Annotated in this window: 19 protein-coding genes; 11 read left to right on the top strand and 8 right to left on the bottom strand. The window is 72.8% G+C overall.

Translation table 11 applies throughout. The features are described from left to right. From ACFV4N_RS04925 to ACFV4N_RS04910, 4 genes are all read left to right on the top strand, one after another. Nucleotides 1-314: substrate-binding domain-containing protein (locus tag ACFV4N_RS04925; protein WP_499671169.1), on the top strand; the 314-nt coding region annotated here is incomplete at its 5' end. Continuing rightward, nucleotides 311-1,228, top strand: coding sequence for a DNA glycosylase AlkZ-like family protein (locus tag ACFV4N_RS04920; RefSeq protein WP_499671168.1), 918 nt, complete (start codon nt 311-313; stop codon nt 1,226-1,228). The genes ACFV4N_RS04925 and ACFV4N_RS04920, both read left to right, overlap by 4 nt. Before the next feature lie 51 nt (nt 1,229-1,279). After that, on the top strand, nt 1,280-1,711 hold the full coding sequence (locus ACFV4N_RS04915; RefSeq protein WP_499671167.1) for an acyl-CoA thioesterase: 432 nt from the start codon (nt 1,280-1,282) through the stop codon (nt 1,709-1,711). Next, complete coding sequence (locus ACFV4N_RS04910; protein ID WP_499671166.1) at nt 1,704-2,330, top strand: DUF8010 domain-containing protein; 627 nt, start codon at nt 1,704-1,706, stop codon at nt 2,328-2,330. Before ACFV4N_RS04915 ends, ACFV4N_RS04910 begins: the two co-directional genes overlap by 8 nt. Nucleotides 2,331-2,372: 42 nt before the next feature. Here the strand turns inward: ACFV4N_RS04910 and ACFV4N_RS04905 are convergent, their stop codons facing one another. The 4 genes from ACFV4N_RS04905 to ACFV4N_RS04890 all read right to left on the bottom strand — a co-directional run bounded on the left by ACFV4N_RS04905 (nt 2,373) and on the right by ACFV4N_RS04890 (nt 7,888). Further along, the gene (locus tag ACFV4N_RS04905; protein WP_499671165.1) at nt 2,373-3,968 is read right to left on the bottom strand and encodes a glycoside hydrolase family 13 protein; all 1,596 of its coding nucleotides are present in this window, start codon (nt 3,966-3,968) and stop codon (nt 2,373-2,375) included. Between the two features lie 85 nt (nt 3,969-4,053). After that, a complete protein-coding gene (locus tag ACFV4N_RS04900) occupies nt 4,054-4,440 on the bottom strand; it encodes a globin (RefSeq protein WP_499671164.1) in 387 nt (128 codons plus the stop codon). 384 nt (nt 4,441-4,824) lie between these two features. Continuing rightward, on the bottom strand, nt 4,825-5,709 hold the full coding sequence (locus ACFV4N_RS04895) for a mechanosensitive ion channel family protein (RefSeq protein WP_499671174.1): 885 nt from the start codon (nt 5,707-5,709) through the stop codon (nt 4,825-4,827). A 34-nt stretch (nt 5,710-5,743) separates the two neighbouring features. After that, the gene (locus ACFV4N_RS04890; RefSeq protein WP_499671163.1) at nt 5,744-7,888 is read right to left on the bottom strand and encodes a prolyl oligopeptidase family serine peptidase; all 2,145 of its coding nucleotides are present in this window, start codon (nt 7,886-7,888) and stop codon (nt 5,744-5,746) included. Between the two features lie 152 nt (nt 7,889-8,040). Between ACFV4N_RS04890 and ACFV4N_RS04885 the strand changes: the two genes are divergently transcribed. Continuing rightward, on the top strand, nt 8,041-8,697 hold the full coding sequence (locus ACFV4N_RS04885; protein WP_499671162.1) for an HNH endonuclease: 657 nt from the start codon (nt 8,041-8,043) through the stop codon (nt 8,695-8,697). 9 nt (nt 8,698-8,706) lie between these two features. On the opposite strand, the gene ACFV4N_RS04880 is transcribed toward ACFV4N_RS04885, so the two are convergent. Continuing rightward, nucleotides 8,707-8,991, bottom strand: a complete 285-nt coding sequence (locus tag ACFV4N_RS04880) for a hypothetical protein (RefSeq protein ID WP_499671161.1) — start codon at nt 8,989-8,991, stop codon at nt 8,707-8,709. A 594-nt stretch (nt 8,992-9,585) separates the two neighbouring features. Here ACFV4N_RS04880 and ctaJ point away from each other — a divergent pair. Both ctaJ and ACFV4N_RS04870 read left to right on the top strand, forming a co-directional pair. Beyond that, a complete protein-coding gene (ctaJ, locus tag ACFV4N_RS04875) occupies nt 9,586-9,831 on the top strand; it encodes an aa3-type cytochrome oxidase subunit CtaJ (RefSeq protein WP_499671160.1) in 246 nt (81 codons plus the stop codon). Next, on the top strand, nt 9,818-10,303 hold the full coding sequence (locus ACFV4N_RS04870) for a DUF5130 family protein (protein ID WP_499671159.1): 486 nt from the start codon (nt 9,818-9,820) through the stop codon (nt 10,301-10,303). The genes ctaJ and ACFV4N_RS04870 overlap by 14 nt, the downstream gene beginning before the upstream one ends. A gap of 124 nt (nt 10,304-10,427) precedes the next feature. On the opposite strand, the gene pepN is transcribed toward ACFV4N_RS04870, so the two are convergent. Further along, a complete protein-coding gene (gene pepN, locus ACFV4N_RS04865; RefSeq protein WP_499671158.1) occupies nt 10,428-12,986 on the bottom strand; it encodes an aminopeptidase N in 2,559 nt (852 codons plus the stop codon). Between the two features lie 205 nt (nt 12,987-13,191). Between pepN and ACFV4N_RS04860 the strand changes: the two genes are divergently transcribed. Next, complete coding sequence (locus ACFV4N_RS04860) at nt 13,192-13,806, top strand: mycothiol-dependent nitroreductase Rv2466c family protein (RefSeq protein WP_499671157.1); 615 nt, start codon at nt 13,192-13,194, stop codon at nt 13,804-13,806. Nucleotides 13,807-13,874: 68 nt separating this feature from the next. Beyond that, nucleotides 13,875-15,230 (top strand): aldehyde dehydrogenase family protein, encoded by a 1,356-nt coding sequence (locus ACFV4N_RS04855; RefSeq protein ID WP_499671156.1) that lies wholly within the window; start codon nt 13,875-13,877, stop codon nt 15,228-15,230. A 170-nt stretch (nt 15,231-15,400) separates the two neighbouring features. Here the strand turns inward: ACFV4N_RS04855 and ACFV4N_RS04850 are convergent, their stop codons facing one another. Continuing rightward, on the bottom strand, nt 15,401-16,126 hold the full coding sequence (locus tag ACFV4N_RS04850; protein ID WP_499671155.1) for a 2-phosphosulfolactate phosphatase: 726 nt from the start codon (nt 16,124-16,126) through the stop codon (nt 15,401-15,403). Nucleotides 16,127-16,153: 27 nt separating this feature from the next. Here ACFV4N_RS04850 and ACFV4N_RS04845 point away from each other — a divergent pair, with 27 nt between their 5' ends. After that, nucleotides 16,154-16,621 (top strand): ribose-5-phosphate isomerase, encoded by a 468-nt coding sequence (locus tag ACFV4N_RS04845; protein ID WP_499671154.1) that lies wholly within the window; start codon nt 16,154-16,156, stop codon nt 16,619-16,621. Nucleotides 16,622-16,662: 41 nt separating this feature from the next. Beyond that, a complete protein-coding gene (locus ACFV4N_RS04840; protein WP_499671153.1) occupies nt 16,663-17,466 on the top strand; it encodes an Fpg/Nei family DNA glycosylase in 804 nt (267 codons plus the stop codon). Here the strand turns inward: ACFV4N_RS04840 and ACFV4N_RS04835 are convergent. Then, a complete protein-coding gene (locus tag ACFV4N_RS04835) occupies nt 17,463-18,224 on the bottom strand; it encodes a hypothetical protein (protein WP_499671152.1) in 762 nt (253 codons plus the stop codon). The genes ACFV4N_RS04840 and ACFV4N_RS04835 overlap by 4 nt on opposite strands. Nucleotides 18,225-18,261 lie beyond the last annotated feature (37 nt).

Raw genomic sequence — 18,261 nt, 5'->3', positions numbered from 1 at the left:
ACGCCCTGCTCGACCGCGGCTGCACCGCCGTGGTCTGCGGCAGCGACCTCATGGCCTTCGGCGCGATCCGCGCGGCCCGGCAGCGCGGCCTGGACGTGCCGCGCGACGTCTCCGTGGTCGGCTTCGACGACTCCCCGCTGATCGTGTTCGCCGACCCGCCCCTGACCACCATCCGCCAGCCCGTGGAGGCCATGGGGCAGGCGGCCGTGCACGCCCTGCTGGAGGAGGTCGGCGGCACGCCCGCGCCCCACGCCGAGTTCGTGTTCCAGCCCGAGCTGGTGGTGCGCGGCTCGACCGGCGCCCGGCCCCGGTGACCGTCCCGGCCCGGCGGATGCGGGCCCAGCGGCTGTCCGCGCCCGCCTCGGGCGTGGACGACCTGCTCGACTCCGTCTTCGCGCTCCAGGCCCAGGACGTGCCCGCCGCCCGCCTGGCCGCCCGCGCCCGGGGCGTGCGGTCGCTGGACGGGCCGGTCGTGCGCACCTGGGCCATGCGCGGCACCCTGCACCTGCTGCACGAGCGCGACCTGTGGGTCGTGGGGCTGCTGGGACCGGTGTTCATCGCCGCGGGCGGGCGGCGGCGGGCGCAGCTGGGGCTGACCGACGAGCTGTGCGCGCGGGCGCTGCCGGCGCTGCGCGAGGTGCTGACCGAACCGCTCGCCCGCGACGCCCTGGTCGGGCGGCTGGCGGAGGTCGGCGTCGCCCTGGACCCGAGGTCGCAGGCGCCGGCGCACCTGCTGGCGTTCGCCGCCCACTCGGGGGTGCTGCGGCGCGGCCTGGACGACAGGTACGGGTTGTTGCGCGTCGAGTGCGAGCCGCGCGGCGTGGACGAGCTGTGGCGCCGCTACCGCCGCGCCTACGGCCCCGCCACGCCGGACGACTTCGCCGCGTGGAGCGGCCTGCCCAAGCGGGCCGTCCGGGACCTGCCCGAAGTCGCGGACGAGCCGGGCGAGCCCACCGGCGCGGTGCGGCTGCTCGGCCACTTCGACCCCTACCTGCTGGGCTACCGCGACCGGTCCGCGCTGCTGGACCCGGCGCACGCCCGGCTCGTCCAGACCGGCGGCGGGTTCCTCACCCCGCACGTCGTGGTCGACGGGCGCGTGGTCGCCACCTGGCGGCGGGTCGGCGCGCGGTTCGAGGTCCACCCGTTCGCCGAACGGCCGGACCTCGCCGAGGACCTCGCCGACCTGGGGCGATTCCTCGACGTGGATGCCGCCTTAACCTGGGTGTAGCACGTGGATAAGGTCACTGCCACCTATGTCGACCGCGGGAGGCGCGTCAAGTTGGGTGTGTTCGTCACGGGGGTTCGTCCGCGCTGGTCGGACATGGACGCGTTCGGCCACGTCAACCACGCCAACACGGTGACCCTGCTGGAGGAGGCGCGGATCGACCTGCTGTTCACCGAGGCCGCCCGGCACGGCGTGCCGGAGATGGCGGAGGGCATGGTCGTGGCGCGGCTCGTGGTGGACTACCTGGCGCCGCTGACGTTCACCGGTGACGAAATCCGGGTGGAGCTGTCGGTGCGGGAGCTGAAGTCGGCGTCGTTCACGCTCGACTACGCGGTCCGCGGCGACCGCCGGGAGGACGGCGCCGTGGTGACCAGGGCTGAGACACTGATGGTGCCCTACAACCTGACGGCCGGGCGTCCGCGCCGTCTCCTCGAAGCCGAGCGCGACTTCCTCGCCGGCTGGCGTGCCGGAGGTAATGGTGCCTGAGCTGGTCCTCGTCGATCGCGCCGAGCGGGACGACCTCGGCGCTTTCGTCGCCCGCGCGGTGCGGCTCGACGCCCAGGCGGTGGTGCGGCTGCGCAACCGCCCGTCCGGCGACCTGGTCGACGCGTGGGTGGCGACCCCGTTCGACGCCCTGGCCACCCGGACCGTGGCCGGGCAGGTGACGCCCGGCGACGTGACCGTGTCGGCGACCGACCTGCTCACCGGCCTGGCGGTGGTGCGCAGCGAGGTCGTGGACCCCGGTCCGGCGCGGGACATGATGTGGCGCTCGGCGCTGCCGCCGACGGCGGGCTGGCTGCCGGTGGACCGGCTGCCCGGCAGCGTGGTGTCCGAGCTGGCGGAGAAGGGCGTCGCCGTGGCGCGGGAGAACGCGGGCCCGCGCGGCACCCCGCCCGCGTCGCTGCTGGACCAGACCGTGCTCACGGTCAGCGGCTCGGGGCTGGACGTGAAGGTGCCGATGCGGTGCCTGTTCGCGCTGTCCGGGATGGGCTTCCTGGGCGGCGACGACGTGCGCGTGACGGCCACCGACTCGTGGCTGCGCATCGACGCCCGGTTCGGCGCGGTCGTCCGCCGCCGCCACTCGATGCTGCCGCTGCTGGTGTGAGCGGAACCGGGCGGCGCGCCTCCCGCGCGCCGCCCGGACCCCTCAGACCAGCCAGACGGCCGTGTCGGGCGGCAGCTGGTTGCCGTCCATCGGGCCGCTGGAGAGCAGCACCTCGCCGGGCGGCAGCGGGACCGGGCCGCCCGAGGTGTTGAGCGCGCAGATCAGCCCGCCGCCCTTGCGGCGGAACGCGAAGCAGCCCGCCGGCGCGCCGTACCACTCCAGCTCCTCGCCGGAGAACGCCGGGTTCGACTTCCGCAGCTCGATCGCGTGCCGGTAGAAGGACAGCATCGAGTCCGGGTCCTCGAGCTGGGACTCGGCGGTCAGGCCCGCCCACTCGTTCGGCTGCGGCAGCCAGGTGCCCACGCCCTGCGTGAACCCGAACGGCGGGGTGTCGCCCTCCCAGGGCAGCGGGACGCGGCAGCCGTCGCGGCCGCGCCGGGTGTGCCGGGACCGGGTCCAGATCGGGTCCTGGAGGGCCCAGTCGGGCAGCTCCACGTTCGGCAGGCCCAGCTCCTCGCCGTTGTAGAGGTAGACCACGCCGGGCAGGGCCAGCTCGACCAGGGTCATGGCGCGGGCGCGCTGGAGGCCGATCGCGCCGTCGCCGTAGCGGGTCACGTGCCGCACCACGTCGTGGTTCGACAGGGTCCAGGTGGGCGGGGCGTCGGTGCCGTGCACGGCCGCCAGGGAGTGCTCGATGGCCGACCGCACGCCGTCCGCGTCGAAGGGGGACTCGACCAGGCGGAAGTTGAAGCCGAGGTGCAGCTCGTCGGGGCGGACGTAGCGGGCCCACCGCTCGTCGTCCTTGACCCAGATCTCACCGACGGTCATGCGGCCCGGGTACTCGTCGACGACCTTGCGGATCATCCGGTGCACGTCGTGCACCCCGTCGTTGTCGAAGCGGGGGTCCAGGGCGTTGTCGTGCCGCACGCCGGAACCCAGCTCGGCGCGCGGGTCGATGTTGCGCAGGTCCTCCGGCTTGGCCATGCCGTGCGCCACGTCGATGCGGAACCCGTCGACGCCCCGGTCCAGCCAGAAGCGCAGGGTCCGGGCCAGGTCGGCGGCCACCTCCGGGTTGGCCCAGTTCAGGTCCGGCTGCTCGGGCGCGAACAGGTGCAGGTACCACTGGCCGTCCGGCAGGCGCGTCCACGCGGGCCCGCCGAACTGGCTCGGCCAGTTGTTGGGCGGCACGGAACCGTCGAAGCCGCCGCCGTCGCGGAAGACGTAGCGGGCGCGCTCCGGCGAGCCGGGGGCGGCGCGCAGGGCGGCCTGGAACCACGGGTGCCGGTCGCTGGTGTGGTTGGGCACGAGGTCGACCGTGACGCGGATGTTGTGCGCGTGCGCCTCGGTGACCAGCCGGTCGAACGCGTCCAGGTCGCCGAAGAGGGGGTCGACGTTCCGGGGGTCGGCCACGTCGTAGCCGTGGTCCGCCATGGGCGAGGTGAAGAACGGCGTCAGCCACAGCGCGTCCACCCCGAGCAGCTCGAGGTACCCGAGCCGGGAGCGGATGCCGTCCAGGTCGCCGACGCCGTCGCCGTTTGCGTCGGCGAACGACCGGACGTAGACCTGGTAGAAGACGGCGTCACGCCACCAGGCGGACTCGTCGGCGATCTCTGGTTGAAGGTCGGAGGATCGTCGCACGAGGTGTCATCCTGCCATTCGCGGCCTGGGGCACGAGCCCGTTCGGTGGGGCAACGCACGGTGACCGAGCGTGTTCCGGGCGATGTCAGGCCCAGGCGTTCATCAAGCTGTTGGCGGCCATGTCCAGGTAAGCCCACAGCTGCTTGCGGTGCTCGGGGTCCAGCTCGACCGAGTCGACGGCGACCTCCATGCAGCGCAACCAGGCGTCCCGCTCCACGGGCCCGATGACGAACGGGGCGTGCCGCATCCGCAACCGGGGGTGCCCCCGGGTGTCGGAGTAGGTGTGCGGGCCGCCCCAGTACTGCATCAGGAACAACCGGAAGCGCTCCTCGGCGGGGCCGAGGTCTTCTTCCGGGTAGAGGGGCCGGAGGATCGGGTCGGTCGCCACCTCTTCGTAGAAGCGCTTGACGATCCGGTGGAACGTGTCGTACCCGCCCACCGCTTCGTAGAAGTTCTCCGGAGGAGTGGTCACCTCTCCATCCTGCCTCAGCCGACCGGGAGAAGCGCACAACCACCTCCCAGCCCACGAGGTGGGGACCCCGTCCTGTGGCAGAGGTCTCACCGATCAAGAGCAACCCTCACCACAACACCCGAACCACGACGGACAAAAGGGACAAACAGAACCCCAACAAACCGGGCGCCCTCGTGTTCCCCCGTATGGCCTGGGCGCAGCCCGACCGCGCTTGTCAAGGGGTGTCGCACGCCCTTCGCGACACCCCTTGACGAGTGTGGTTGCCTCAGTCAGGCCATGCGGGGGAACACGAGCCCACGCCCTTCCCCCGGAGGCCTGCCCAGCGGCGAGCGCCCGCTCTTGATCTTTGATCTTTGATCTTTGAATCTCTACGGCCCGTGAACCTCACGAAGCCTTGAGCGAAATCCCCGCGTCCTCCAGCGCAGGCATCAGCGTCGCCCGCAGCGCGCGCTGGACGGCCCACTGCCGCCCCGGCCGCACCTTGACCGTCACGCGCATGGTGATGCCCTCCGGCGTCACCTTCTCCACGCCCAGGACCTGCGGCTTGTCCGTCACGTCCTTGGACAGCGGCTCCGCCTCCGTGGCCTTCTCGGCCGCCGCCGTCAGCACCTCCGTGGCCGAGGCCAGGTTGGCGCCGTAGGCCAGCGGGAGGTCCACCACCGCCACGGCGAACCCCTGCGACGAGTTGCCCACGCGCAGGATCTCGCCGTTGCGGACGTACCAGACCGTGCCGTTGGTGTCGCGGATCGTGGTGGTGCGCAACGCCACCGACTCGACCGTGCCGGTGGCGGGCCCGAGGTCGACCACGTCACCCACGCCGTACTGGTCCTCCAGCATCATGAACATGCCGGCCAGGAAGTCCTTGACCAGGTTCTGCGCGCCGAAGCCGATGGCCACGCCGAGGATGCCCGCCGAGGTCAGGATCGGGGCGACGTTCATGCCCAGCTCGGTCAGGACCTGGATGAACGCCACGCCGAACACGATGATCGTGACGAACGACTTCAGCACCGAGCCGATGGTCTTGGCCCGCTGCTCCCGCCGCTCCGAGGCGAACGCGCCCAGCGCCTGGGGCGCGCGCTCCCGCAGCGGCTTGAGCAGCTTGGGCTTGCGGCCCCCGTTGCCCCGCGTCATGCCGTCGATCAGCCGCCGCAGGACCGCCCGGATGACCACCGCCACGATCACGATCAGCACGATCCGCAGTGCGCCGCCCGCCATCTTCGGGCCGTTGACGACCCACCAGTCGACAGCGAGCGTCGGCTCCACGTTCAGCACGTAGCAGTCCTCCAGATCTCCACCAGCCGGTCTACAACACGGCGCCGGTCCCGGACCCGGTCCCGGCGCCCGCCTCACTGCCCGTCGCCAACTCGAGCCCGGTGGCCCAGGCCAAGAAGGTCAACTGGTCCACGGCCAGCCCGACCGTCCGGCTCACCGACCGCCCCGCGTGCCCGACCTCGGTCTCCCGGCGGATCAGCACCGGGTGCTTGGTCGGATCGCTCGCCGTCGCGTGCTGCAGCGCGGCGCACATCTTGCGGGCGTGGTTCGGGTCCACGCGGCTGTCCGACTCGAAGACCGTGAACAGCACCGAAGGGTACTCAACCCCGTCGCGCACCCGGTGGTACGGGGAGTAGGCCAGCAGCCACCCCAGCTCCTCGGGCACGGAGGCGGAACCGTACTCCTCCGCCCACAGCCGCCCGAGCAGGAAGTTCTCGTACCGCACCATGTCCAGCAGTGGCGCCGAGCACACCACGGCCGCGTAGAGCTCCGGGCGCTGCGTCAGCGCCGCCCCGACCAGCAGGCCGCCGTTGGAGCCGCCCATGATCGACAGCTGCTCCGGCGTGGTCCACCCGTCGGCGATCAGCCGCTCCGCCGCCGCGTGGAAGTCGTCGAACACGTTCTGCTTCCGCGACCGCATCCCGGCCTTGTGCCATTCCTCTCCCTCCTCGTCGCCGCCCCGCAGCGACGCGTGCGCCCACACACCGCCCGCCTCGACCCACGCCAACGTCGTCGCGCTGTACCCCGGGCCGCGCCCGACCGCGAACCCGCCGTACCCGGTCAGCAGCGTCGGCCTGGGCAGGTCCGGGTGCCGCGCCCCGGACACCACGAACATTCGCACGGTCGTGCCGTCCGCCGACAGGTAGGAAACCTGACTTGTGGACAACTCCGGCAGGACCACCGCCCCGGGCGGCGCGGTGTCGAGCGTGACGGCGCCCGTGGAGAGGGAGAAGCGGTAGACGGACGTGGGGGTCACGAAGTCCGACCAGCCGAACCACAGCACGTCGCGATCGGCAAGGGTCAACTCGTCCGCTGTGGACAACCCGTGCAGCGACCCGGTGCCGGGCAGGTCGATCCGGCGCACGTGGGCCCCGTCGGGGCCGTGCAGGTGCAGCTCGGACACCGCGTGCCGGGTGCGCATGACGACCAGCGACCCGTCGAGGGGCACCACCGCGTCCAGGACGGAGTCGGGCTCCTCGGCGATCAGCTCGGTCCACTCCTCCGGGGCGGCCGGGTCGGCGACGCACAGGCGGAAGCGGGGCGCGCCCAGGCTGGTCAGCAGGTAGAGGCGGCCGTCGGCCTCGACCCACGCGGAGCACTGGGCGCCGTCCTCGGCGGAGAGCACCCGTCGCAGCCCGGCGGACCCGTGCAGGTCCGCGATCCACACGGAGTCGCGGCGGACGGTGCCCGGCGCGCCGCTGACCACCAGCCAACGGCCGTCCTCGGACACCGACAGGCCGTAGTAGTAGGTGTGGTCGAGGCCGTCGCCGTGCACGTTCACGTCCTCGTCGGCGGGCGTGCCGACCCGGTGCCGCCAGACCCGGCGGTGGAACTGGCGCTCGTCCTCGGGCACCAGGGCCGGGTCGAGCCGCCGCACGTAGAAGAACTCCTCGCCGCCGGGCAGCCAGCCCACGGGCGAGTAGCGGCAGCGGTCGATCGGGCCGTCGAGCAGCTCGCCGGAGTCGACGTCGATGACGTGCAGCAACGAGTGCTCGTCGCCGCCCACGGACACCTGGTAGGCCAGGCGCGTGCCCTCCCGGGAGGGCGACCAGCGGTCGAGGGTCGTGCGGCCGGTCGGGTCGAGGGCGGTGGGGTCGAGCAGCACGCGCTCCACGCCGTCCACGCGCACGTAGAGCACGGGGAGGTCCTGGTCGGGGTCGCGCCGGGTGTAGAACGCGCGGCCCGCCCGCCACACGGGGACGCCGACGGAACCGGTCCGCATCAGCTCGGAGACGCGGGCGCCGAGGGCGTCGCGGCCGGGCATCGCGTCCAACCACGAACGGGTGAGTTCGTCCTGGGCGGCCGACCAGGCGGCGGTGCGGGGGTCGGCCGGGTCCTCCAGCCAGCGGTAGGGGTCGGCCACGGCGTGCCCGTGCAGGTCCTCGACGAGGTCGAGCCGTTCGGCGGCCGGGTAGGTGGTCGTCGCAGGCAGCGCTGCGCGGGGAGGCTCGGTCACCTCGCCGAGCGTAGCGCGCGAGTTGAAAACGATCGTCAACAGGGCTGGGTTCACCGAAGTTTCAGGCACGACTCCGTGACACGTCACATATCACAGGTGATTTTTGTCGGTGATCTGTGGTCTCCTAGGGCTGAACCGGTGGAGGTGGTCGCGTGCCAGACCGACAACCCACCCCGATCGGCGCCCTGGTGAACGCCGGGATCGCGTCGTCGGTCCCGTCCGGCCAAAAACAGCTCGGCGTGCACGCCGTGGTCGGCGGGGAGGGAGCCGGTCCGGCCCCCTTGGTGCTGCCCTGGGGGAGGCGCAAGGTCCTCCTGCTCAACGCCACGTTCGAGCCCCTGACCGCCCTGCCGCTGCGGCGCGCCGTGGTGCTGGTGGTGTGCGGGAAGGCGGAGGTGGTGCACGGCGACCCGCAGGGGGCCGTGGTCCACTCCTCGACGGCCGAGGTGGTCGTGCCGTCGGTGATCAGGCTGGCGAACTACGTGCGGGTGCCCTACCGCGGCCGGGTCCCGCTGACCCGCGCCGGGCTGATGCACCGCGACCGGTACCGCTGCGCCTACTGCGGCGGGCGGGCCGAGACGATCGACCACGTCGTGCCGCGCAGCCGGGGCGGCGCGCACTCGTGGACCAACTGCGTCGCCTGCTGCGCCAAGTGCAACCACCGCAAGGCCGACAAGCTGCTGTCGGAGCTGGGGTGGAGGTTGCGCGTGGTGCCCGCGGCGCCTCGCGGGCCCCATTGGCGGCTGCTGGCCGGCGTCACCGAGGCCGACCCGCTGTGGCTGCCCTACCTGGGCGAACCCGCCGCCTGACGCCCCTGGTCACGCCGCCGGGGCGAGGTCCTCGCGGCGCGCCGTGATGCGCACGGAGTCGGACGCGGTGATCCGCACGGACTCCCGCGAGGTGATGCGCACCGAGTCCCGCGCGGTGATCCGGACCGAGTCCCGGCCCGTGATCCGGACCGAGTCGGAGGCCGTGATGCGCACGGAGTCGGAGGCCGTGATGCGCACCGAGTCCCGCGAGGTGATCCGCACCGAGTCGGAGGCCGTGATCCGGACGGAGTCGGACGCGGTGATCCGAACGGAGTCCGAAGCGGTGATGCGCACCGAGTCGGAGAACGCCGGCGGAGCCTGAACAGTCGTAACGCTCTGCTCCGATCGGGTGTACGGCGAAAGGGTGAGGGCGGCGACCTGAGCGTGGTTCACGGTGTACATGTCGTGGCCTCCGAGACGTATGGGACGGGATTTTTGATCCCTGAAGGGGTGCGCAAGAGCCGTACAGGTGAAAAGTTAGAAGCCGAGTGGGCTCGGGACAAGACGCCAAACCGGCCGCCATTCACCTCCTTCCGGGCGAAGTCCTTCCGGGTGCACGCGCTGCGACGATCGAGCGGTCGGACTGCTGCATCCGGCGTCCACGACCACCGCGGGTGACATCTCTCCTGGTAGGGGTGGCCCCGATCGGGCCTCCCCATGCCACGTGCCCTCGCACACCGGGTGTGATGGGGCGCGGGTCGGGGGCCGTCACCGGCGTCCCAAGGGCTGGGCGGCGCGCGGAGCGTGACGGGGCCTCACATCACCGGCGCGGCGTTCACAGATAGCGCGCCCGCCGGCGGGCCGGCGCGGACCGGGCCCGACCCGCCCAGTGCGGATACGGGTGACCTCGCCCTGAGCGGACCGGGGCGATCGGTTACCGTAACCGCCGTGACCATCGTGGAGACCGTGCTCGTCTTCGCGCTGATCCCGCTGGCCATCTACGGCGTGATCACGCTACTGACGCTGAGGCCGAAGGCCACCCGCATCCAGCGGTACCGGCCGGGCCAGGAATGGGATTACGCGCCCGTGTGGTGGACCGCCAACCCCGCCGGCCTGCCCGGTGGCGCCCACCAGGTCGCCACCGCGCCGGTCGAGGGCCGCACCGCCAAGGGAGGCGCTCGTGGCAACTGGTGAGCTGACCCGTGCCGAGGTCGACCCGTCGACCCTGCCGCTCGGTGCGGCCGTGACCAACAGCGGTCGCGTGTCCGCGGCGAAGATGTACGAGCCGCACGCGCCGAGCCTGCCGTTCACCGCCGTGCAGCTGTCGACGCTGGACGAGGCGCTGACGCTGGCGAGCCGCACCACCGGCCTGGACTTCAGCGTCTACCTCGGCGCGCTGGGCGCGGAGACCCGCGCGCGGGCCGAGGAGCTGCACGCCTCCACCGGGCGCCCCGCGCACGCCGTGCTGATCGCGGTGTCGCCGGGCGAGCGCGTGGTCGAGGTGGTGACCGGCGAGGAGTCCCACCGGCGGCTGCCGGACCGCGCCGCGAAGCTCGCCGTCATGAGCATGATCGCCTCCTTCAAGGAGGGCGACCTGGCCGGCGGCCTGATCAGCGGCCTGCGGATGCTGACCGACCAGGCTGGTCACGCCCCCAAGCAGCACTGACGCACCCGCACGCCCGAGAAGGCCCCGGCCCCGCGGTCGGGGCCTTTGCGCGTCCTGGACCTCGCGTCCCCTGACGACGACGGGGGTGGCACCCGCGAGTGCCACCCCCGTCGTCGTCAGGTCCTCAGGACCGGTCGAACTCCTGGGCCGCCAGGGCGCGGACGATGCCCGCCCGGCCCTCCGACACCAGCCGCCGCAGGGCGGGTGGGCGCTCCTCGGCCAGCCAGGCGTCCGCCGCCGCCACCGTCTCCTGGTGGATCGACCACGACGGGAACAGCCCGACCACCACCGACTGGGCGCGCTCGCTCGACCGGCGGTCCCACACGTCGGCCACGTCCGCGAAGTACCGCTCCACGAACGGCTGGAGCAGGGTCTTCTGCCCGGCGTGCTGGATGCCTGCCACGATGGCCTCGGACACCGCGTTCGGCAGCTCGTCGTCGTGCACGGCCCGGTCCCACGCCTCGGTCTTGGCCTCGATCGTGGGCCGCAGGGCGCGGGCCGACTCGGCGCGGCGCCGGCCGGTCGCGGTCGGGTCGCGCTCCTCCTCGGCGCGGATCTCGTCCAGGCCCGCCGCGCCGTGGGCGACCAGCGCGTGCAGCAGCCGCCACCGCAGGTCGGTGTCCACGTCCAGGCCCTCCAGCACGTCCGTGCCGTCGTACCAGCCGCGCAGCACGGCCAGCGAGGGCTCGTCCAGCACGGAGCCGGCCAGCGAGTTCACGAACGCCAGCTGGTGGTCCGAACCGGGCTCCGCGGCCCGCGCCAGCTCCAGCACCCGCGTGGTGAACCGCCGCCAGCCCTCGTCGCGCCACGAGGCGTCGGCGTAGGAGGACAGCGCGGTCTGCGCCTGGAGCAGCAGCCGCTGCACCACGCCGACCTCGGTCTCCGCCGCCAGCCCGCCCAGCACCAGGTTGACGAAGTCGCGGGCCTTCAGCTCGGCCTCGCGGGTCATCTCCCACGCCGCCGACCAGCACAGGGTGCGCGGCAGCGGCTCGGCGATGTCGGAGATGTGGTCGATCAGCGACGCCAGCGAGTCCGGGTCCAGCCGCATCGTGCAGTAGGTCAGGTCGTCGTCGTTGACCAGCACCAGCTTGCCCCGGTGCACGCCGACCAGCTCCGGCACCTCGGTCCGCTCGCCCGACACGTCCAGCTCGACGCGGTGCTTGCGCACCAGCTTGCCGTTCTCGTCGTCGTAGACGCCGATGGCCAGCCGGTGCGTGCGCAGCTCGCCCGCGCCCGGCCGGGCCCCGCCCTGGAGGACGGCGAACTCGGTGAAGCGGCCCTCCGCGTCGACGGTGAACTTCGGGCGCAGCAGGTTCAGGCCGGTGGTCTCCAGCCACTGGGCGCTCCACCACGACAGGTCGCGGCCGGACGCCTCCTCCAGCGCGCCGAGCAGGTCGGCCAGCGTGGCGTTGCCCCACTCGTGCTTGGCGAAGTACACCCGCAGGCCGGCCAGGAAGTTCTCCAGCCCCACGTACGCCACGAGCTGCTTGAGGACGCTGGCGCCCTTGGCGTAGGTGATGCCGTCGAAGTTGACCTCGACCGCCTGGAGGTCCGGGATGTCCGAGGCCACGGGGTGCGTGGACGGCAGCTGGTCCTGCCGGTACGCCCAGGACTTCTCGATCTTGGCGAACGTGGTCCACGCCTGCCGGTACTCGGTCGCCTCGGCCTGCGCCAGCACCGACGCCCAGGTGGCGAACGACTCGTTCAGCCACAGGTCGTCCCACCAGCGCATGGTGACCAGGTCGCCGAACCACATGTGCGCCATCTCGTGCAGCACGGTCTCGGCGCGCCGCTCGTACAGGTAGCGGGTCACCCGGCTGCGGAAGACGTAGTCCTCCAGGAAGGTGACGCAGCCCGCGTTCTCCATCGCGCCCGCGTTGAACTCCGGCACGAAGCACTGGTCGTACTTGCCGAACGGGTACTCGACGCCGAACGCGCCGTGGAAGAAGCCGAAACCCTGCTTGGTCTCGGTGAACAGGCGCTCGTGGTCCATGTGCGGGGCCAGCGAGGCGCGGCAGTAGATGCCCAGCGGGATGGTGGTCCCACCGTCGGTGAACTCGTCGCGCCACTCCGCGTACGGGCCCGCGACCAGCGCCACCAGGTAGGTGGAGATGGGCTTCGTGGTCCCGAAGCGGTGCACGTCCGCGCCGCCCGGCCCGTCCTCAGTGGACTCGATCGCGGCGTTGGAGATGACCTTCCAGTGGTGCGGCGCGGTCACCGTCAGGGTGTAGACGGCCTTCAGGTCGGGCTGGTCGAAGCAGGCGAACATGCGCTTGGCGTCCGCCGTCTCGAACTGCGAGTACAGGTAGACCTCGCCGTCGACCGGGTCGACGAACCGGTGCAGGCCCTCGCCGGTGTTCATGTACCGGCAGTCGGCCTCGACGACCAGCTCGTTGACGTCGGCCAGGTCGGGCAGGTGGAGGCCGTCCTCCTCCCGGTAGGAGGACACGTCGACCTCGCGGCCGTTGAGCACGGCGCGGTGGACGTTGGCGGCGACGATGTCGATCCACGAGGACTCGCCCGGCGTGCGGCTGCGGAACGTGACCACCGTGGTGGAGCGGAACGTGTCCGAGCCGGGCTTGCCGCCGCCGTCGGTCAGGTCCAGCTCGATCCGGTAGGAGTCGACCTCCAGCAGCGCAGCCCGTTGCTGCGCCTGGTCGCGGGTGAGGTTGGGTGCCGCCACTGGTCACCTCGTCTGCCGGCGCACTTGGCGCTGACCTCGTCGGAACGGGATAGGTGTCGCATGGGTGAACACGACAGTCGCATCCAATCACGACGCGTGCCGAGAAGTGGACAGGCGTCCGAGGGAAGACTGCGTCACATCGCTTCGTTGTGAAGGGGTGAACGCCGCACCCGCGGCACGCACCGGCACGGATGGAGAGCACCGCATGTCGACCGAGGGACGCACGGCCGTCGACTTCTACTTCGACCCGATCTGCCCGTTCGCGTGGATCTCGTCCCGGTGGATCCTGGAGGTCGAGAAGCAGCGGGACATCGACCTGAACTTCCGGGTCATGAGCCTGTCCGTGCTGAACGAGGGCCGTGACGTGTCGGCCGAGTACCGGGAGATGCTCGACCGCGGGTGGGGCCCGGTGCGGGTGGCCATCGCGGCGGCGAAGCTGAAGGGCGACGGCGTGCTGCGCGACCTCTACACCGCGTTCGGCACCCGCATCCACAACCAGGGCAACAAGGACTGGGACCAGGTCATCACGGAGGCGCTGGACGAGCTGGGCCTGCCCGCGGAGCTGGCCGAGGCGGCGCACACCGACGAGCACGACGAGGACCTGCGGGCCAGCCACCACCGGGGCATGGACCCGGTGGGCACGGACGTGGGCACGCCGACCATCCACATCGACGGGGTGGCGTTCTTCGGGCCGGTGCTCAGCAAGATCCCGCGCGGCGAGGACGCGGTGAAGGTGTTCGACGGCGCGCGGCTGCTGGCGGGCTTCCCGCAGTTCTTCGAGCTGAAGCGCACCCGGACCGGTGGCCTGGACTTCTCCTGACGCGCGCGGTGTGACACCCTTGGGCGCGATCCGTCCAAGAGTGTCACATCACGTTCGGGGAGCCTGTCGTGATCGAGGTCGTCAACCCGACCACCGAGGAGGTCCTCGGCACCGTCCGCGCCGGCACCGCCGGTGACGTGGACGCCGCCGTGACCAGGGCCGCCGCCGCGTTCCCGGGGTGGTCGGCGACCCCGGTGGAGGAGCGGCTGGCCGTCGTGCGGGCCGTGGCGGACGGGCTCTCGGCGCGGGCGGGCGAGTTCGCCTCGACCATGACCGCCGAGATGGGCACGCCCATCACGTTCGCGTCGAGGGTGCAGGTGCCCAACCCGATCGGCATCGCCCGCGGTATCGAGACCACACTTTCGGGTGGATATTTCGACGGCGAGGAGATCGGCAACTCGCTGGTGCTGCGGGAGCCGGTCGGCGTGGTCGCGGCCATCACGCCGTGGAACTTCCCGCTCCAGCAGATGGTCGCCAAGGTGGTGCCCGCGCTGGCCGCCGGGTGCACCGTGGTGCTGAAGCCGAGCGAGCTGGCGCCGTTCACCGCCGACCTGCTGGCGTCGGTGCTGTCGGGCGCGGGGGTGCCCGAAGGGGTGTTCTCGCTGGTCCACGGCACGGGACCGGTGGTCGGCGAGGCCCTGGCGGCTCACCCGATGGTGGACATGGTGTCGTTCACCGGCTCGACGCGCGCCGGGCGGCGGGTGTCCGCGCTGGCCGCCGGGACGGTCAAGCGGGTGGCGCTGGAGCTGGGCGGCAAGTCCGCGAACGTCGTGCTGGACGACGCCGACCTCGCGCGGGCGGTGAAGATCGGCGTGGCCAACGCGTTCATGAACAACGGGCAGGCGTGCAGCGCGTGGACCCGGCTGCTGGTGCCGTCCTCCCGGCACGACGAGGCGCTGGAGGTCGCCGTCGCGGCGGCGGCGAAGTATGTGCCGGGCGACCCGACCGCGCCCACCACCCGGCTGGGCCCCGCCGTGTCGGCCGCCCAGCGCGACCGCGTCGTCGGCTACATCCGGCAGGGCGTGGCCGAGGGCGCGAAGCAGGCCCTGGGCGGGCCGGACGCGCCCACGTCCCGCGGCTTCCACGTCGCGCCCACGGTGTTCGGGCAGGTCACAGCCGACATGACCATCGCGCAGGAGGAGATCTTCGGCCCGGTCCTGTCGGTCATGCCCTACACCGACGAGGACGACGCCGTCCGCATCGCCAACTCGACCATCTACGGCCTGGGCGGCGCGGTCTTCTCGGCCGACCCCGCCCGCGCCCTGGCCGTGGCCAAGCGCCTGCGCACGGGCCAGGTGGACATCAACGGCGCGGCGTTCAACACGAGCGCCCCGTTCGGCGGCTACCGCCAGTCGGGCAACGGCCGCGAGTTCGGCCGCCACGGCCTCGACGAGTTCACCGAACTGAAGTCGATCCAACGCTGACCCCGCGTGTCCTCCACTCAGACATCGCGTGTCCTCCACTCCGGCACCGCGAGTCGCACGGTCAGGCTTCCACCTGACACCTCCGGGCCTCGGCCTCACGTGCCGCGAACGCGCGACTCGCGGTGTCCGACCGGAGGACACGCGATACCGGAGTGGAGGACACGCGCGGTTCAGGTGGGGCGCAGGGTGCCGTTGGTCAGGCGGGGGACGGCGGTGCTCACGTTGACCCGGGAGGCCAGGGCCACGTCGGGGGCGTGGCCGGCGGCGATCAGCTCCCGGCCCGAGACGCAGGCGGTCAGGGCCTCGGCGACCGGGGTCCGGTCGTAGGTCTCGGCCGCGATCTTGGCCTCGACGGAGGCGGGGCCCAGGCCCTGGGCCAGGAGGGCGGAGAGCACGGCGCCCGCGCCCAGGAGGTCTTCCACGGCCGGGCGCAGCGGGCCGAACGTCGCGGTGTCGCGGGGCGTGGTGACGTCGACGCCCCAGCGCTCGCCGGCCGGGATCACGCCGATCGGGCCCCCGCCCGCCAGGTCGGCCGCCGCCGCGGCCACCGCACCCGCGTTGCGCAGGCACCCCGCCAGCACGATCGCCCCGGTCCCCGCCGCCGCGTCGCACAGCGTGGCCCCGTTCGGCGACGGCAGCTCCAGCTCCACCCCGGCGGGCACCCCCACCAGCGACGACGGCCGCAGCGACCACGACGGGTCCGCCGGCGCCGCCGCGCTCGCGCGGTCCGCCCACCGGACCGGCCGCACCGAGCCGCCCCGCGCCACCACGACGTCCACCGCCGTCGAGAACGACAGCACGTCCACGACCACGAGCACCGCGCACGAACCCCCGAGCGCGGACACCCCCTCGCCGCCCCACTCCAGCCTCAGCCGGCAGCCCTCTTGTCCGAACACCGGGCCAAGGATGGCAGACTGCCTGACGTGCGCGTTTATCTGGGATCGGACCACGCGGGCTTCGAGCTGAAGAACGCCCTCGCCAAGCACCTGTCCGACGCGGGCCACGACGTGGTCGACGTCGGCCCCGCCGTGTACGACGCGGAGGACGACTACCCGCCGTTCTGCATCGAGGCGGCCCGCCGGGTCGTCGGGGAACCCGGCAGCCTGGGGGTGGTGATCGGCGGCTCCGGCAACGGGGAGCAGATCGCGGCCAACAAGGTGCCCGGCGCCCGCGCCGCGCTCGCCTACAGCGTGGAGACCGCGAAGCTGGCGCGCGAGCACAACGACGCCCAGCTGATCGGCCTCGGCGCGCGGATGCACACCACCGAGGAGGCGTTCGCGATCGTGGAGGCCTTCCTCGCCACCCCGTTCTCCGGGCAGGAGCGGCACGCCCGCCGCATCGACATCCTCCGCGAGTACGAGCGCACCGGCGAGGCACCGCCCCTCCCGTGAGCCGGACCCGACCGTGAGCCGGACCTACCGGGGGACCGCCAGTGCCTGAGGGCCACACGCTGCACCGCCTGGCGCGGCTGCACCAGCGCCGCTACGCGGGCTCGACCGTGCGCGTGTCGAGCCCGCAGGGCAAGTTCCCCGCCGGGCTCGTGGACGGCCGCCTGTTCGAGCGGGCCGAGGCCCACGGCAAGCACCTGTTCCACGTCTACGGGCCGGACGCGACCGTGCACGTCCACCTGGGCCTCTACGGCTCGTTCACCGAGTCGCCGCACCCGGTGACCGAGCCGGTGGGGCAGGTCCGGATGCGCCTGGTCGGCGCCACGCACTGGACCGACCTGCGCGGCCCGACCCGGTGCGAGGTGCTGACCGACGCCGAGGTCGCCGCCCTGCACGCTCGCCTGGGCCCGGACCCGCTGCGCCGCGACGGCAGGCCCGAACCGGTGTACGCGCGGGTGTCGAGGTCGCGGCAGTCCATCGCGGTGCTGCTGATGGACCAGAGCGTGCTGGCGGGCGTCGGCAACGTCTACCGCGCCGAGATCCTGTTCCGGCACGGGGTCCACCCGTACACGCCGGGCAACCGGATCGACCGGGCCCTGTGGGACGACATGTGGTTCGACCTCGTCGTGCTCATGCGGGCGGGCGTGAAGGTCGGGCGCATCGACACCGTGCGGCCGGAGCACCTGCCCGAGGTCACCGGCCGCGCGCCGCGCCAGGACCGGCACGGCGGCGAGGTGTACGTGTACCGCCGCACCGGGCTGCCGTGCCTGGTCTGCGGCACGCCCGTGGCCGCCGCCGAGCTGGCCGGGCGCAACCTCTACTGGTGCCCGACCTGCCAGGCGCCCTAGAAGTCGAACCCGCCGCCGAAGTCCCCGCCGAAGTCGCCCCCGAAATCACCGCCGAAGTCGCCGCCGGCGTCACCCGCGTCCCCAGGATCGCCGGCGTCACCCGCGTCGTCGCCCGCGTCCACGCCGTCGGCGAACCCGTCGGCGTAGGCGACGCCCGCCATGCCCGAGAACATGGCGCTGAACAGCAGCATCGAACCCAGGCCCCAGGCGCCCGCCACCAGCGCGGGCTTCCACCACGGCTCGGAGTACCAGCCCTGCGGCACGGGCCGCCCGGCCACCACGCCGCCCGGGTAGTAGTGCGGCGTGCGCGAACCCGGCCGCGGCGAGGCCGCGTAGCGGTGGCCCTCCACCGTGACGTCGCGGTCCTCCGACACCGCGCCCGCGCGGCCCTGACCGGCGAGGCCCGGCAGCTCGGGACCCGGGTCGAGGCCCATCGCGGTGCGCGCGGCCCGCACGTAGTACAGGCCCTCCATGGCGGTCTGGGTGACCAGCCGGCACTGCTCGGTCGTGCGCGCCTGCTCCATCTGCGACCCGGCCGCGGTGAACCGCTCGGACGCGTCCGCCAGCGCCTGCTGGGAGGCGGTGTCGGTGCCGGTCAGGTTCATCACCTGGCCGCCGAGCCGCTCCACCCAGCGCCGGGCCTCGGCCTGGGCGTCCTCCAGCTCGCGCCGGCGCTTCCCGGCGGCGTTCCGCGCGAGCAGCCAGCCCGCGCCCACGACGAGGACCAGCAGGACGACCAGCACGATCCCGGTGCTCATGACCGGTCAACGTCCCCGTGCCGGTGCGGGTTCCCGC

This window comes from Actinosynnema sp. NPDC059797 (genome assembly GCF_042732085.1).
Taxonomy (GTDB): domain Bacteria; phylum Actinomycetota; class Actinomycetes; order Mycobacteriales; family Pseudonocardiaceae; genus Actinosynnema.
The sequence above is the reverse complement of the archived record's forward strand: the minus strand, read 5'-3'. Positions and strand labels throughout refer to the sequence as shown.

Coding starts and splice junctions, on each gene's coding strand:
- ACFV4N_RS04835 (WP_499671152.1), bottom strand. CDS start 18,224: ATGAGCACCGGGATCGTGCTGGTCGTCCTGCTGGTCCTCGTCGTGGGC.
- ACFV4N_RS04860 (WP_499671157.1), top strand. CDS start 13,192: ATGTCGACCGAGGGACGCACGGCCGTCGACTTCTACTTCGACCCGATC.